Here is a 14514-nt window from a genome sequence, read left to right as displayed (position 1 = left end):
CTTCACTCCCGATGGTCGTGGGTCTGGGTGATACGGCCCTGTTCCACGTGGAACAGAGCGACTGGCGTTTCCGTCTGCCAGCCTTCCCTCAATAATTCGTGATCTACACAGGTGATGAACACCTGGCAGCGTAAGTCTTCCAGCAAACGGCACAGCGCGCGACGATGTCCCTCGTCCAGCTCGGACGGCAAGTCATCCACCAGATAAATACACTGACCGCGACGGGCCTGGCTGACCAAATGCCCTTGGGCAATCCGTAGTGCACAGACCACTAACTTCTGCTGACCCCGGGACAATATGTCCGCGGCGTTGTGAGCGCCCAATCTAAGACGCAAATCAGCCCGTTGCGGTCCGGCCTGGGTATGACCCATTTGCTGATCCCGTTGCACGGATCCAGCCAGTACGGCGCTCAATTCCCGGTCTTTGTCCCAGCCTCGGTAATAGCTGAGCGTCAAACCTTCAAGCTCAACCAGTTCGCTCAAGGTTTGTTCAAAGACTGGTTTCAAGGCTTTGATGTAGGCGCGGCGGTATTCATCGATTTCAGCGCTGGCCTGGCACAGTTCCCTGTCCCAAACCGCTTGCGAAACGGCGTCAAGTGTACCATGTCGCAGCCAAGAGTTTCTCTGGCGCAGGGCCTTCTGCAACCGCTGCCAGGTGGCCATAAAGCGCGGCTCGACGTGGAACACGCCCCAGTCGAGAAACTGTCGACGAATCTTCGGCGCACCTTCAAGCAAGCGGAAGCTGTCGGGGTTGATCAACTGCAGCGGCAGGATCTCCGCCAGCTGCGCAGCACTGCGGGCGTTCTGGCCGTCGATGCGGATCTGGAACTCGCCCTGACGATCGCGCGAGATCCCCAACGCACTGTGCCCACCCTCAGCCAATTCGACCTGACCGAACACGGTGCAGGCGAGTTGCTCGTACTGAATGACCGGCAACAGCCGCGTGCTACGAAACGAACGGGCAAGCCCCAGCAGATGAATGGCTTCCAGAACACTGGTTTTGCCGCTGCCGTTGGCGCCGTAAAGAATGTTGATGCGGGGGGAGGGGGAGAAGGTCACCGGGTGCAGATTGCGCACCGCGGTGACCGAAACACGACTTAAGGACATCCAGGGTCAGCTGATTACAGACGCATCGGCATGACAACGTAAGCCGAATCGTCGTTGTCGGACTCTTGCACCAATGCACTGCTGTTGGAGTCGGACAGGATCAGACGAACCTGCTCGGTGGTCATCACGCCCAGCACGTCGAGCAAATAGCTCACGTTGAAGCCGATTTCCAGAGAGCCGCCGTTGTATTCAACGCCCACTTCCTCTTCCGCTTCTTCCTGCTCCGGGTTGTTGGCCTGGATCTTCAACTGACCGCTGGCCAGTTGCAGACGGATACCACGGTACTTCTCGTTGGACAGAATCGCGGTACGGCTGAACGCTTCACGCAAGGCCTGGCGATCGCCCAATACCAGCTTGTCGCCGCCCTTTGGCAGAACGCGCTCGTAGTCCGGGAACTTGCCGTCAACCAGTTTCGAGGTGAAGGTGAATTCGCCGGTGGTGGCGCGGATGTGATGTTGACCCAGCACGATGCTGACATTGCCGTCCGGCTCGGTGAGCAGACGCGCCAGTTCCAGAATACCTTTGCGCGGCACGATCACCTGATGGCGATCTGGCTGGCCGATATCGGCCTTCATCGAGCACATGGCCAGACGGTGACCGTCGGTGGCCACAGCGCGGATGATGCCTTCGGACACTTCCAGCAGCATGCCATTGAGGTAATAACGCACGTCCTGCTGGGCCATGGCGAAGCTTGTGCGTTCGATCAGGCGACGCAGTTTGCTTTGTTCAAGACTGCAAGTCAGCGAGCCCGGACCTTCTTCAACGGTCGGGAAATCGTTGGCCGGCAGAGTCGACAGGGTGAAGCGGCTACGGCCAGCCTTCACCACCAGCTTCTGCTCGTCGACCTTGATGTCGATCAGCGCGTCGTTGGGCAGGCTTTTGCAGATATCCATCAGCTTGCGCGCAGGCACGGTGATGGAACCTGTTTCAGCCGGCTCTTCAAGTTGCACACGACCGACCAGCTCGACCTCGAGGTCGGTACCGGTCAGCGACAGTTGCTGGCCTTCGACAACCAGCAGCACGTTGGAGAGTACCGGCAAGGTCTGTCGGCGCTCGACGACGCCTGCGACCAGTTGCAGGGGTTTCAACAGGGCTTCGCGTTGAATGGTGAAATGCATGGTCTAGTCCCTTGCCTTAATAAGCTGCGCTGGTGTTCATCAAGTGGTCAGTGTACGCAGCAGGTTCTTGTAGTCCTCGCGGATGTCCGCGTCGGATTCCTTAAGTTCGTTGATCTTTCGACAGGCGTGCAACACCGTGGTGTGGTCGCGGCCGCCGAACACATCGCCGATTTCCGGCAGGCTGTGGTTGGTCAGTTCCTTGGACAAGGCCATGGCGACCTGACGCGGACGAGCCACCGAGCGCGAACGGCGCTTGGACAGCAGATCCGAGATCTTGATCTTGTAGTACTCGGCGACGGTGCGCTGAATGTTATCCACAGAGACCAGTTTGTCCTGCAACGCCAACAGGTCTTTCAGGGATTCGCGAATCAGCTCGATGGTGATGTCGCGGCCCATGAAGTGCGAGTGGGCGATCACGCGTTTCAGCGCACCTTCCAGCTCACGGACGTTGGAGCGAATGCGCTGGGCGATGAAGAACGCGGCGTCATGCGGTAACTCGACTTTGGCCTGGTCGGCCTTCTTCATCAAGATCGCCACGCGGGTTTCCAGTTCCGGCGGCTCGACGGCAACCGTCAGGCCCCAGCCGAAGCGGGATTTGAGGCGTTCTTCAAGGCCTTCGATTTCTTTCGGGTAGCGGTCACTGGTGAGAATGACCTGCTGGCCACCTTCAAGCAGGGCGTTGAAGGTGTGGAAAAACTCTTCCTGCGAGCGCTCTTTGCGGGCGAAGAACTGAATGTCGTCGATCAGCAAGGCATCCACCGAACGGTAGAAACGCTTGAACTCGTTGATCGCGTTCAGTTGCAGTGCCTTGACCATGTCGGCCACGAAACGCTCGGAATGCAGGTAAACGACCTTGGCATTCGGGTTCTTCTTTAATAGATGGTTACCCACCGCGTGCATCAAGTGGGTTTTACCCAGGCCGACGCCACCATAAAGGAACAGCGGGTTGTAACCGTGCTTGGGGTTGTCCGCCACTTGCCAGGCCGCCGCGCGGGCGAGCTGGTTGGATTTACCTTCGACGAAGTTTTCGAAGGTGAAGGTGCGGTTCAGGTAGCTGGTGTGCTTGAGCGCACCTTCGACCTGCACGGTGCGCTGTTCGGCGCGAACCGGGGCTTGCTGCGAAGCGGCACCGGACATCGGATCGAAACTGTCGCGAGACGGTTCATCGCTGACTTCAGGGCTTTTCTGCGTCGAGCGCTTGGCCGTCGGTGCGGGCGTCTGCGTCGGTGCCTGCACGTTCGCAGGTGCGGCATTGACCTGAGCCTGGGAAACCTGAGCGGCGGCCAGCGGTGCATTCGGTGCGGCACGCGGTGCCGAGCTGCGCTTGCTGCCTATTAATAAGGAGAGCGCCGGCGCCGTGCCGTTGCCATGCTCATCCAGCAGTTCAAGGACGCGGCCCAGGTACTTTTCGTTGACCCAGTCCAGCACAAAACGGTTCGGTGCGTAGACGCGCAACTCGTCGCCTTCGGCTTCGACCTGTAGTGGACGGATCCAGGTGTTGAATTGTTGGGCAGGCAGCTCCTCGCGCAAAAGCTCCACGCACTGCTGCCAAAGTTCCACTGACACGGATATCCCCTAAGTTGAAAGCCGGTGAGGCAAAAACAAGCGGCCATTGTAGCGGCGAGCCGTCCACTTATCCACATGCAGGTTGCCCGGTGACCATGATTTATCAATGTGTTAACCGATGAAAAAGCGACCAACGGTGCGTGAATAAGCTCTGTGGATAACCGCCTCTAAGGGCACTGGACAACTGGGGGCTGAACTCGGTGGATAACCTGCCTGTGGATAACAGGCCTTTCCACACACAGGTTATCCGATAGTGCAGCACAGGCTCAACACGGTTTTCCACTGTAGTTGTCATTCTCTGTACATCAGGCGAAATAAGGGCTGATAGCACTTATCCACAGAAGGAGGCATTCCTAGCTTTTATAAGCTTTACAGAAAAGCTTTAAATAATTCCCTTCTTTATTTTTATGTTTGGCAGACAGGCTTTCAGCCAGAGACAGCCCTGAGATCTATTTATAAGGAAACGCTGGTTGGAAATTGACCTGAAGGCTTGCTTTCTCTAGAATCCCCGGTCTCTTAAAACGGGGGCCATTCCGGCCCGTTGTGGACGAACCAGGTAACACGACATGAAACGTACTTTCCAACCAAGCACCATCAAACGCGCCCGTACCCACGGTTTCCGTGCTCGCATGGCTACCAAGAACGGCCGTGCTGTCCTGTCGCGTCGCCGCGCCAAAGGTCAGTGCGCGTCTGGCAGTTTGATAATCCGGTACTGGAGGTGAGTCAGGACTTCAGTCGGGAAAAGCGTCTGCTTACTCCCCGGCATTTCAAGGCAGTCTTTGACTCCCCTACCGGCAAGGTTCCGGGGAAAAATCTCCTGCTCCTTGCACGCAACAACGATCTTGATCACCCCCGTCTCGGGCTGGTTATCGGGAAAAAGAGCGTAAAGCTCTCCGTTGAGCGCAATCGCCTCAAACGTTTGATGCGCGAATCGTTCCGTCTGCACCAGGATTCACTGGTCGGCTGGGACATCGTTATCGTCGCGCGCAAAGGTCTGGGCGATGTAGAAAACCCCGAATTGATTCAGCATTTCGGCAAGCTCTGGAAGCGTCTGGCACGCAGCAAGCCAGTTCCAGAAGTCAAAACCGAAACTGTAGGGGTAGACAGTCCAGATGCGTAAACTGGCCCTCGTTCCGATCCAGTTTTATCGCTATGCCATTAGTCCTTTGATGGCCAGTCACTGTCGTTTCTACCCCAGTTGTTCCTGCTACGCGTATGAAGCCATCGAAAATCATGGCCTTCTGCGCGGTGGCTGGCTGACCTTTCGTCGTTTAGGTCGCTGTCATCCGTGGAATCCCGGTGGTTATGACCCGGTTCCACCTATCCCTACCTCCCGTTCTTCTTCGATGGCCGAGTAATCATGGATATCAAACGCACGATCCTGATCGTCGCCCTGGCAATCGTGGCCTACGTTATGGTCCTTAAATGGAACCAGGACTATGGTCAGGCTGCCCTGCCGACTCAGAATGTTGCTTCCAGTACGACTACATCCGGTTTGCCGGACACCGCCACTGGCAATAATGCTGCCGCCAGTGACGATATTCCGCGCGCCGCTAGCGATACCAGCGCACCTGCCGAAACACCGGTAGCCGCCAGCAAGGATCTGATCCAGATCAAAACCGACGTGCTCGATCTGGCGATCGATCCACAAGGTGGTGATGTTGCTCAACTGACCTTGCCTTTGTATCCACGTCGTCAGGATCGTCCTGATGTGCCGTTCCAGCTGTTCGATAACGGCGGCGAACGTGTTTATCTGGCACAAAGCGGCCTGATCGGCACCAATGGCCCGGATGCAAATCCGGCCGGTCGTCCGGTCTACTCTTCGGAGAAGAAGACTTATCAACTGGCTGACGGTCAGGACCAACTGGTCGTCGACCTGAAATTCAGCAAGGACGGCGTCAACTACATCAAGCGTTTCACCCTGAAACGCGGCCTGTATGACGTAGCCGTTTCCTACATTGTGGATAACCAGAGCGCTCAGCCTTGGAACGGCGCAATGTTTGCTCAGTTGAAGCGTGATAACAGCGCTGACCCTTCGTCCACTACTGCTACTGGCACCGCGACCTACCTGGGCGCTGCCCTGTGGACAAGTTCGGAGCCGTACAAGAAAGTGTCCATGAAGGACATGGACAAGGCACAGCTGAAAGAAACCGTCACCGGTGGTTGGGTAGCCTGGCTGCAACACTACTTTGTGACCGCGTGGATTCCGGCCAAGGGCGAAAACAACATCGTCCAGACCCGTAAAGACAGCAAAGGCAACTACATCATCGGTTACACCGGTCCTACACTGACCGCTGCTCCGGGTGCCAAAGTTGAAACCAGCGCTGTGCTGTACGCCGGTCCGAAAAGCCAGGCTGTACTGAAAGAGTTGTCCCCAGGTCTGGAACTGACCGTCGACTACGGCATTCTGTGGTTCATTGCCCAGCCAATCTTCTGGCTGCTGCAACACATCCACGCGATCGTTGGTAACTGGGGCTGGTCGATCATCTTCCTGACCATGCTGATCAAGGGTCTTTTCTTCCCTCTGTCGGCTGCCAGCTACAAATCGATGGCGCGCATGCGTGCCGTTGCACCGAAACTGGCTGCATTGAAAGAGCAACATGGCGATGACCGGCAGAAAATGTCGCAAGCCATGATGGAGCTGTACAAGAAAGAGAAGATCAATCCGCTGGGCGGCTGCTTGCCGATCCTCGTGCAGATGCCGGTTTTCCTTTCGCTGTACTGGGTTCTGCTGGAAAGCGTAGAGATGCGCCAGGCGCCGTTCATGCTGTGGATCACTGACCTGTCGATCAAGGATCCGTTCTTCATTCTGCCGATCATCATGGGCGCAACCATGTTCATCCAGCAGCAGCTGAACCCGACTCCGCCGGATCCGATGCAGGCGAAGGTCATGAAAATGATGCCAATCATCTTCACCTTCTTCTTCCTGTGGTTCCCTGCAGGTTTGGTGCTGTACTGGGTTGTGAACAACTGCCTGTCCATAACCCAACAGTGGTACATCACACGTAAGATCGAACGGGCTACCAAAGCAGCCGCTTGATTTACACTGTGGATAACCACTCAAAACGCCCCCTAGTGGGGCGTTTTGCTATCTGCCACTTTTGTCTGGATTCCGGTTTATGAGCACACCTCGTGAAACCATCGCCGCCGTCGCCACCGCTCAGGGTCGCGGCGGTGTGGGCATTGTTCGTATTTCCGGGCCGCTGGCCAGCGTTGCAGCCAAAGCTATAAGCGGCCGCGAGCTGAAACCGCGTTACGCCCATTACGGGCCATTTTTCAGTGATGACCAGCAAGTGCTCGATGAAGGTCTGGCTCTATATTTCCCGGGGCCAAACTCGTTCACCGGCGAAGACGTTCTGGAATTGCAGGGCCACGGTGGGCCGATCGTTCTGGACATGCTGCTCAAACGCTGCCTGGAACTGGGCTGCCGTCTGGCGCGTCCGGGTGAGTTCAGCGAACGCGCGTTCCTCAATGACAAACTCGACCTGGCCCAGGCCGAGGCGATTGCCGATTTGATTGAGGCGAGTTCTGCACAGGCGGCGCGCAATGCCCTGCGTTCTTTGCAAGGCGCGTTTTCCCAGCGTGTGCATAACTTGACCGAACAACTGATCGGCCTGCGCATCTACGTCGAAGCCGCCATCGACTTCCCGGAAGAAGAAATCGACTTCCTCGCCGATGGCCATGTGCTGAGCATGCTCGACACAGTCCGTGATGAATTATCCACAGTATTGCGCGAAGCCGGGCAGGGCGCGTTGTTGCGCGATGGCATGACCGTGGTGATTGCCGGTCGTCCGAATGCCGGCAAGTCCAGCCTGTTGAATGCGTTAGCCGGTCGCGAAGCGGCGATCGTCACCGAGATTGCCGGCACCACCCGCGATATTTTGCGTGAACATATCCACATCGACGGTATGCCGTTGCACGTAGTGGATACCGCAGGTTTGCGTGATACCGAAGACCAGGTGGAAAAGATTGGCGTTGAACGCGCATTGAAAGCCATCGGCGAAGCGGATCGCGTCCTGCTGGTGGTCGATGCAACCGCTCCGGAAGCACTGGATCCGTTTGCCTTGTGGCCTGAATTCCTCGAAACCCGCCCGGATCCGGCCAAGGTTACGTTGATCCGTAACAAAGCAGACCTGACTGGTGAATCCATTTCCCTGGAAGTCAGTGAAGATAGCCACGTGACGATCAGTCTGAGCGCCAAATCTGCAGGTGATGGCCTGGAACTCCTGCGTGATCACCTCAAGGCCTGTATGGGCTACGAGCAGACTTCGGAAAGCAGCTTCAGTGCTCGTCGTCGCCATCTGGAAGCGTTGCGCCATGCCAGTGCAGCCCTTGAACACGGTCGTGCGCAACTGACTCTGGCGGGTGCGGGCGAGTTGCTGGCCGAAGACCTGCGTCAGGCTCAGCACTCTCTAGGGGAAATCACCGGGGCATTCAGCTCTGATGATCTGCTGGGACGGATCTTTTCCAGCTTCTGTATCGGTAAATAAACCCTCCGCTTTCCACAGACAGGTCCATTCGCGACCTGTCTGCGCCTCCTCTTTCTCAAACCTTTCTCCAGTGCCGGGCAGATTTCGTCTCCCTGAGCGGATTTCTCGTGCCTGTTATTTCTTCATTCACCGTATTTCTGTGGATTAAGCCCTGTGAATAACTGCCACTAAGGGCAGTTGATAACAGGGCCTGAAAACTGGACATAACCCCCTCTGTGGATAACCAACCCTTTAATCCACAGGCTTAAACCGGTTATCCAAGGCCCTCATTGGCACATGGTCACAGGGTTTTGAATCTCTGTACATATTGTATATAAAGGCCTGCATCAATCTATCCACAGAAAATGGCCTCAGTAGAAATAAACATAAAAACAAAGGTTTTATAAATTTCTCTCTTTTTTATTCTTTTAACCTCGAGTTCTCCACAGCTGGTTAAATTTTGTGCAAAGGGTTCTTTAGGAAGGGCGAAGTCCCTATACTTGTCGACCAGGTTCAGAAACCTGATCTCAAACTATTCCTGAATTACCTACTTAAGCAGGCACGAGGTGCGTGGTGGATTTCCCTTCCCGTTTTGAAGTGATCGTCATCGGCGGCGGTCATGCCGGTACCGAGGCAGCACTGGCCTCAGCACGTATGGGGGCAAAAACCCTGTTGCTGACGCATAACGTGGAAACCCTCGGTGCCATGAGTTGCAACCCGGCCATCGGTGGCATTGGCAAAAGCCATCTGGTCAAGGAAATCGATGCCCTCGGCGGCGCGATGGCCACCGCTACCGATTTGGGTGGCATTCAGTTTCGCGTGTTGAACAGCCGCAAAGGCCCGGCCGTACGGGCGACCCGTGCGCAAGCTGACCGGATTCTGTACAAAGCCGCTGTCCGCGAAATTCTGGAAAACCAGCCGAACCTGTGGATATTTCAACAAGCTGCTGACGACCTGATCGTCGAGCAGGAACAAGTCCGTGGTGTTGTCACGCAAATGGGTCTGCGTTTTCTCGCCGATTCTGTGGTGTTGACCACCGGTACGTTCCTCGGCGGACTTATCCACATCGGTTTGCAGAATTTTTCCGGCGGTCGTGCCGGTGATCCGCCGTCCATCGCACTGGCTCACCGTCTGCGTGAACTGCCGCTGCGTGTCGGTCGCCTGAAAACCGGCACACCGCCGCGTATCGACGGCAAGTCTGTGGATTTCTCGGTAATGACCGAGCAACCAGGCGATACGCCGATCCCGGTGATGTCGTTCATGGGTAACAAAGAACAGCATCCACGTCAGGTCAGTTGCTGGATTACTCACACCAACGCCCGCACCCACGAAATCATCGCGGCGAACCTCGACCGTTCGCCGATGTATTCCGCTGCCGGTGAGATCGAAGGCATTGGCCCGCGCTACTGCCCGTCGATCGAAGACAAGATCCACCGCTTTGCCGACAAGGAAAGCCATCAGGTGTTTATCGAACCGGAAGGTTTGACCACCCATGAGCTGTACCCGAACGGAATATCCACAAGCTTGCCTTTCGATGTGCAATTGCAGATCGTGCAATCGATTCGCGGCATGGAAAACGCGCACATCGTGCGTCCGGGTTATGCGATCGAGTACGACTACTTCGATCCGCGCGACCTGAAGTACAGCCTCGAAACCAAGGTCATCGGCGGTCTGTTCTTTGCCGGACAAATCAACGGCACCACCGGTTACGAAGAAGCTGGCGCCCAGGGTTTGCTGGCCGGGGCCAACGCGGCACTGCGCGCCAAGGGCAAAGAAGCCTGGTGTCCGCGTCGCGATGAAGCGTACATCGGTGTGTTGGTCGACGACCTGATCACCCTCGGTACCCAAGAGCCGTACCGCATGTTCACTTCCCGTGCCGAGTACCGCCTGATACTGCGCGAGGACAACGCCGACCTGCGTTTGACCGAAAAAGGTCGCGAGCTCGGATTGGTCGATGACGCACGTTGGGCAGCCTTCTGCAAGAAACGCGAAAGCATCGAACTCGAAGAACAGCGCCTGAAAAGCACTTGGGTTCGCCCGAATACGCAGCAGGGCGATGCGATCGCGGAAAAATTCGGCACGCCGCTGACCCACGAATACAACTTGCTCAACCTCTTGAGTCGTCCGGAAATCGACTACGCTGGTCTGGTCGAAGTGACCGGCAATGGCGCCGAAGATCCACAGGTCGCCGAACAGGTTGAGATCAAGACCAAATACGCCGGTTACATCGACCGTCAACAGGACGAAATCGCCCGTCTGCGCGCCAGTGAAGACACGAAATTGCCTGTGGATATCGATTACACCAACATTTCCGGTCTCTCCAAGGAGATCCAGAGCAAGCTCGGCGCGACTCGACCAGAGACGCTGGGCCAGGCTTCGCGGATCCCGGGTGTGACCCCGGCAGCGATTTCGCTGTTGATGATTCATTTGAAAAAACGCGGCGCGGGCCGTCAGTTGGAGCAAAGCGCTTGAGTTCTAAGGTCACTTCGCAACACGCCGAAGAGTTATCCACAGGAGCCCGCGAGCTCGGTGTCAACCTCACTGAAGCCCAGCATGAATTGCTGCTGGGTTATCTGGCCCTGTTGATCAAATGGAACCAGGCCTACAACCTGACTGCGGTGCGTGATCCGGACGAAATGGTTTCGCGTCACCTGCTCGATAGCCTGAGCGTGATGTCGTTCATCGAAAACGGCCGTTGGCTCGACGTCGGTAGCGGCGGCGGCATGCCGGGAATCCCGTTGGCGATCCTGTATCCGGACTCGCAAGTGACTTGTCTGGACAGCAACGGCAAGAAAACCCGCTTTCTGACCCAGGTCAAACTCGAACTCAAACTGGATAACCTGCAAGTTATCCACAGTCGTGTCGAAGCGTTCCAGCCTGCGCAGCCGTTCAACGGGATCATTTCCCGGGCGTTCAGCAGCATGGAAAACTTCACCAACTGGACTCGCCACTTAGGCGACGCCGATACACGCTGGCTGGCAATGAAGGGCGTTCATCCGGCCGATGAGCTGGTAGCATTGCCGGCAGACTTCAAACTCGATAGCGAACACGCCCTGGCCGTACCCGGTTGCCAAGGCCAACGCCATCTGCTGATACTGCGCCGCACGGCATGATTGGGAACACAAGCAAGAATGGCTAAGGTATTCGCGATAGCGAACCAAAAGGGTGGTGTGGGCAAGACCACCACCTGCATCAACCTCGCAGCATCCCTGGTCGCGACCAAGCGCCGGGTGCTGTTGATCGATCTCGATCCACAGGGCAACGCCACCATGGGTAGCGGTGTGGATAAACACGGCCTGGAAAACTCGGTCTACGACCTGCTGATCGGCGAATGTGATCTGGCTCAGGCCATGCACTATTCCGAACATGGCGGTTACCAACTGCTGCCGGCCAACCGCGATCTGACGGCGGCCGAAGTCGTGCTGCTGGAAATGCAGATGAAGGAAAGCCGTCTGCGCAGCGCGCTGGCGCCAATCCGCGAAAACTACGATTACATTCTGATCGACTGCCCGCCGTCGCTGTCGATGCTTACGCTGAACGCCTTGGTTGCTGCTGACGGGGTCATTATCCCCATGCAGTGCGAGTACTTTGCGCTCGAAGGTCTCAGCGACCTTGTGGATAACATCAAGCGCATCGCTGAACTGCTGAATCCGAACCTGAAAGTCGAAGGGTTGCTGCGGACCATGTATGACCCGCGCCTGAGCCTGATGAACGACGTTTCGGCGCAGCTCAAGGAGCACTTCGGCGATCAGCTGTACGACACGGTGATCCCGCGCAACATCCGCCTGGCCGAAGCGCCGAGCTACGGCATGCCGGCGCTGGCCTACGACAAGCAATCGCGCGGCGCCCTGGCTTATCTGGCCCTGGCCGGCGAGATGGTTCGCCGTCAGCGCAAAAACTCACGCATCGCCGCCGCTCAGGCAACTTAAGGAATCCCCATGGCCGTCAAGAAACGAGGTCTCGGACGTGGACTGGATGCACTGCTGAGTGGTCCGACCGTCAGCGCGCTGGAAGAACAAGCGGCGCAAGCTGACACCCGCGAACTGCAGCACTTGCCGTTGGATCTGCTGCAGCGCGGCAAATACCAGCCGCGCCGCGACATGGATCCGCAGGCGCTGGAAGAACTGGCAGCGTCGATCAAGGCGCAAGGCGTCATGCAGCCGATCGTGGTGCGCCCGATTGGCGGTGGCCGCTTTGAGATCATCGCTGGTGAACGTCGCTGGCGCGCGAGTCAGCAAGCCGGGCAGGAAACCATCCCGGCGATGGTCCGCGATGTGCCGGATGAAACCGCAATCGCCATTGCGCTGATCGAGAACATCCAGCGCGAAGACCTCAACCCGATCGAAGAAGCGGTGGCCCTGCAGCGTTTGCAGCAGGAATTCCAGCTGACGCAGCAGCAGGTCGCCGAGGCTGTGGGTAAGTCCCGCGTCACTGTGGCTAACCTGTTGCGGCTTATTGCACTACCGGAAGTCATCAAGACCATGCTGTCCCATGGCGACCTGGAAATGGGGCATGCCCGTGCTTTGCTCGGTCTGCCGGACAATCAGCAGGTGGAAGGGGCGCGACATGTTGTCGCACGCGGTCTCACCGTGCGCCAAACTGAGGCACTGGTTCGCCAGTGGTTGAGTGGCAAACCGGAGCCTGTGGAAGCAACCAAACCCGACCCGGATATCGCCCGCCTCGAACAGCGTCTGGCCGAGCGCCTAGGCTCTGCGGTGCAGATTCGCCATGGGAAGAAGGGAAAGGGCCAGTTGGTGATCGGTTACAACTCTCTCGATGAGCTTCAAGGTGTGCTCGCACACATCCGCTGAAACATTTCCTCATGTAGCGCGCAGTCGGAAATCACTACCTGACAGTTGAATAGGGGCAGAACCGCCCCTATACTCTGCGCGCATTTTGTCGGCACAAATTATGCCAAGTTATTGAATTCTGGCAGCCGACCATTGGAGAGCAAACGTGATGGAAACCCGCAAGCCAAACCGCCTGCCGTTCCATCGCCTGGCGGTTTTTCCGGTGTTAATGGCTCAATTTGTCATTTTGCTCATTGCCGCTTTGGCGCTCTGGCAATGGCACGGAGTCGTTGCCGGATACTCGGGACTTTGCGGAGGCCTGATAGCCTTGCTGCCCAATGTTTATTTCGCTCACAAGGCATTTCGGTTTTCCGGCGCCCGAGCAGCCCAGTCCATCGTCCGGTCTTTTTATGCCGGCGAGGCAGGCAAACTGATTTTGACGGCAGTGCTCTTTGCACTGGTGTTTGCAGGTGTGAAGCCACTGGCGCCGATAGCTGTATTCGGCGCGTTCGTGCTGACTCAGTCGGTCAGCTGGTTCGCTCCCCTGCTGATGAGAACAAGACTTTCGAGACCTTAGGGCGTTTGAGGCAACCATGGCAGAAACAACCGCTTCGGGCTATATCCAGCACCACTTGCAGAACCTGACCTTCGGTCAGCTACCTAACGGCGGCTGGGGCTTTGCCCATACCGCAGCAGAAGCCAAAGAAATGGGCTTCTGGGCTTTCCACGTCGATACCCTCGGCTGGTCGGTCGCGTTGGGTCTGATCTTCGTACTTCTTTTCCGCATGGCGGCAAAGAAAGCGACTTCGGGTCAGCCGGGTGCTTTGCAGAACTTCGTTGAAGTATTGGTCGAATTCGTCGATGGCAGCGTGAAAGACAGCTTCCATGGCCGTAGCCCGGTGATTGCACCGCTGGCACTGACCATCTTCGTCTGGGTGTTCCTGATGAACGCCGTCGACCTGGTACCGGTCGACTGGATTCCTCAGCTGGCCATCCTGATCACCGGCGACCACCACATCCCGTTCCGCGCCGTGTCGACTACCGACCCGAACGCGACTCTGGGCATGGCGTTCTCGGTTTTCGCATTGATCATTTTCTATAGCATCAAGGTCAAGGGCTTCGGCGGCTTCATCGGCGAACTGACCCTGCACCCGTTCGGCAGCAAGAACATCTTCGTTCAAGCCCTGCTGATCCCGGTGAACTTCCTGCTGGAATTCGTGACCCTGATCGCCAAGCCGATCTCTCTGGCTCTGCGTCTGTTCGGCAACATGTATGCCGGCGAGCTGGTGTTCATTCTGATCGCTGTGATGTTCGGCAGCGGCCTGCTCTGGCTGAGCGGCCTGGGCGTTGTTCTGCAGTGGGCGTGGGCTGTGTTCCACATCCTGATCATCACGCTGCAGGCGTTCATCTTCATGATGCTGACCATCGTCTACCTGTCGATGGCGCACGAAGAAAACCATTAAGG

At 57.0% G+C, this 14514-nt stretch carries 14 protein-coding genes; 11 read left to right on the top strand and 3 right to left on the bottom strand.

What is annotated here, in order from left to right; translation table 11 throughout:
- Positions 1–2 precede the first annotated feature (2 nt).
- The 3 genes from recF to dnaA are packed head-to-tail and all read right to left on the bottom strand — an operon-like array spanning position 3 to position 3790.
- Complete coding sequence (gene recF / locus AB4O01_RS20380; protein WP_038359568.1) at positions 3–1106, bottom strand: DNA replication/repair protein RecF; 1104 nt, start codon at positions 1104–1106, stop codon at positions 3–5.
- Positions 1107–1120: 14 nt separating this feature from the next.
- Entirely contained in the window at positions 1121–2224 is a 1104-nt protein-coding gene (dnaN, locus tag AB4O01_RS20375) for a DNA polymerase III subunit beta (RefSeq protein ID WP_007911887.1), read from the bottom strand.
- Positions 2225–2263: 39 nt separating this feature from the next.
- A complete protein-coding gene (dnaA, locus tag AB4O01_RS20370) occupies positions 2264–3790 on the bottom strand; it encodes a chromosomal replication initiator protein DnaA (protein WP_093429550.1) in 1527 nt (508 codons plus the stop codon).
- Between the two features lie 566 nt (positions 3791–4356).
- Here dnaA and rpmH point away from each other — a divergent pair.
- From rpmH to atpB, 11 genes are all read left to right on the top strand, one after another.
- On the top strand, positions 4357–4512 hold the full coding sequence (gene rpmH, locus AB4O01_RS20365; protein WP_460089360.1) for a 50S ribosomal protein L34: 156 nt from the start codon (positions 4357–4359) through the stop codon (positions 4510–4512).
- On the top strand, positions 4509–4910 hold the full coding sequence (rnpA, locus tag AB4O01_RS20360) for a ribonuclease P protein component (RefSeq protein ID WP_042704971.1): 402 nt from the start codon (positions 4509–4511) through the stop codon (positions 4908–4910). The genes rpmH and rnpA overlap by 4 nt, the downstream gene beginning before the upstream one ends.
- Positions 4903–5148, top strand: coding sequence for a membrane protein insertion efficiency factor YidD (gene yidD / locus AB4O01_RS20355; protein WP_010465488.1), 246 nt, complete (start codon positions 4903–4905; stop codon positions 5146–5148). The genes rnpA and yidD overlap by 8 nt, the downstream gene beginning before the upstream one ends.
- A 2-nt stretch (positions 5149–5150) precedes the next feature.
- On the top strand, positions 5151–6830 hold the full coding sequence (gene yidC, locus AB4O01_RS20350; protein ID WP_064389679.1) for a membrane protein insertase YidC: 1680 nt from the start codon (positions 5151–5153) through the stop codon (positions 6828–6830).
- Positions 6831–6909: 79 nt separating this feature from the next.
- Positions 6910–8280 (top strand): tRNA uridine-5-carboxymethylaminomethyl(34) synthesis GTPase MnmE, encoded by a 1371-nt coding sequence (gene mnmE, locus AB4O01_RS20345; protein ID WP_460089358.1) that lies wholly within the window; start codon positions 6910–6912, stop codon positions 8278–8280.
- A gap of 552 nt (positions 8281–8832) precedes the next feature.
- Positions 8833–10731 carry a tRNA uridine-5-carboxymethylaminomethyl(34) synthesis enzyme MnmG gene (mnmG, locus tag AB4O01_RS20340; RefSeq protein WP_093429552.1) on the top strand — a complete coding sequence of 633 codons (1899 nt, stop codon included), beginning with the start codon at positions 8833–8835 and terminating at the stop codon, positions 10729–10731.
- Positions 10728–11372 carry a 16S rRNA (guanine(527)-N(7))-methyltransferase RsmG gene (gene rsmG / locus AB4O01_RS20335; RefSeq protein WP_038359549.1) on the top strand — a complete coding sequence of 215 codons (645 nt, stop codon included), beginning with the start codon at positions 10728–10730 and terminating at the stop codon, positions 11370–11372. The genes mnmG and rsmG overlap by 4 nt, the downstream gene beginning before the upstream one ends.
- 18 nt (positions 11373–11390) lie before the next feature.
- Positions 11391–12188 carry a ParA family protein gene (locus AB4O01_RS20330; protein WP_008084406.1) on the top strand — a complete coding sequence of 266 codons (798 nt, stop codon included), beginning with the start codon at positions 11391–11393 and terminating at the stop codon, positions 12186–12188.
- Positions 12189–12197: 9 nt separating this feature from the next.
- Positions 12198–13070, top strand: a complete 873-nt coding sequence (locus tag AB4O01_RS20325) for a ParB/RepB/Spo0J family partition protein (protein WP_034152184.1) — start codon at positions 12198–12200, stop codon at positions 13068–13070.
- 148 nt (positions 13071–13218) lie between these two features.
- Positions 13219–13626, top strand: coding sequence for a F0F1 ATP synthase subunit I (locus tag AB4O01_RS20320; protein ID WP_003229783.1), 408 nt, complete (start codon positions 13219–13221; stop codon positions 13624–13626).
- Positions 13627–13642: 16 nt separating this feature from the next.
- The gene (atpB, locus tag AB4O01_RS20315) at positions 13643–14512 is read left to right on the top strand and encodes a F0F1 ATP synthase subunit A (protein ID WP_093429553.1); all 870 of its coding nucleotides are present in this window, start codon (positions 13643–13645) and stop codon (positions 14510–14512) included.
- Positions 14513–14514: the final 2 nt, after the last annotated feature.

It is taken from the genome of Pseudomonas sp. S2_E02 (assembly GCF_054668355.1).
The sequence above is the reverse complement of the archived record's forward strand: the minus strand, read 5'-3'. Positions and strand labels throughout refer to the sequence as shown.

What these genes read in the sequence shown, in the direction of transcription:
- mnmE (WP_460089358.1), top strand. Translation starts at nt 6,910, where the DNA reads ATGAGCACACCTCGTGAAACCATCGCCGCCGTCGCCACCGCTCAGGGT.
- rpmH (WP_460089360.1), top strand. Translation starts at nt 4,357, where the DNA reads ATGAAACGTACTTTCCAACCAAGCACCATCAAACGCGCCCGTACCCAC.
- AB4O01_RS20320 (WP_003229783.1), top strand. Translation starts at nt 13,219, where the DNA reads ATGGAAACCCGCAAGCCAAACCGCCTGCCGTTCCATCGCCTGGCGGTT.
- AB4O01_RS20330 (WP_008084406.1), top strand. Translation starts at nt 11,391, where the DNA reads ATGGCTAAGGTATTCGCGATAGCGAACCAAAAGGGTGGTGTGGGCAAG.
- atpB (WP_093429553.1), top strand. Translation starts at nt 13,643, where the DNA reads ATGGCAGAAACAACCGCTTCGGGCTATATCCAGCACCACTTGCAGAAC.
- AB4O01_RS20325 (WP_034152184.1), top strand. Translation starts at nt 12,198, where the DNA reads ATGGCCGTCAAGAAACGAGGTCTCGGACGTGGACTGGATGCACTGCTG.
- dnaN (WP_007911887.1), bottom strand. Translation starts at nt 2,224, where the DNA reads ATGCATTTCACCATTCAACGCGAAGCCCTGTTGAAACCCCTGCAACTG.
- recF (WP_038359568.1), bottom strand. Translation starts at nt 1,106, where the DNA reads ATGTCCTTAAGTCGTGTTTCGGTCACCGCGGTGCGCAATCTGCACCCG.
- yidD (WP_010465488.1), top strand. Translation starts at nt 4,903, where the DNA reads ATGCGTAAACTGGCCCTCGTTCCGATCCAGTTTTATCGCTATGCCATT.
- yidC (WP_064389679.1), top strand. Translation starts at nt 5,151, where the DNA reads ATGGATATCAAACGCACGATCCTGATCGTCGCCCTGGCAATCGTGGCC.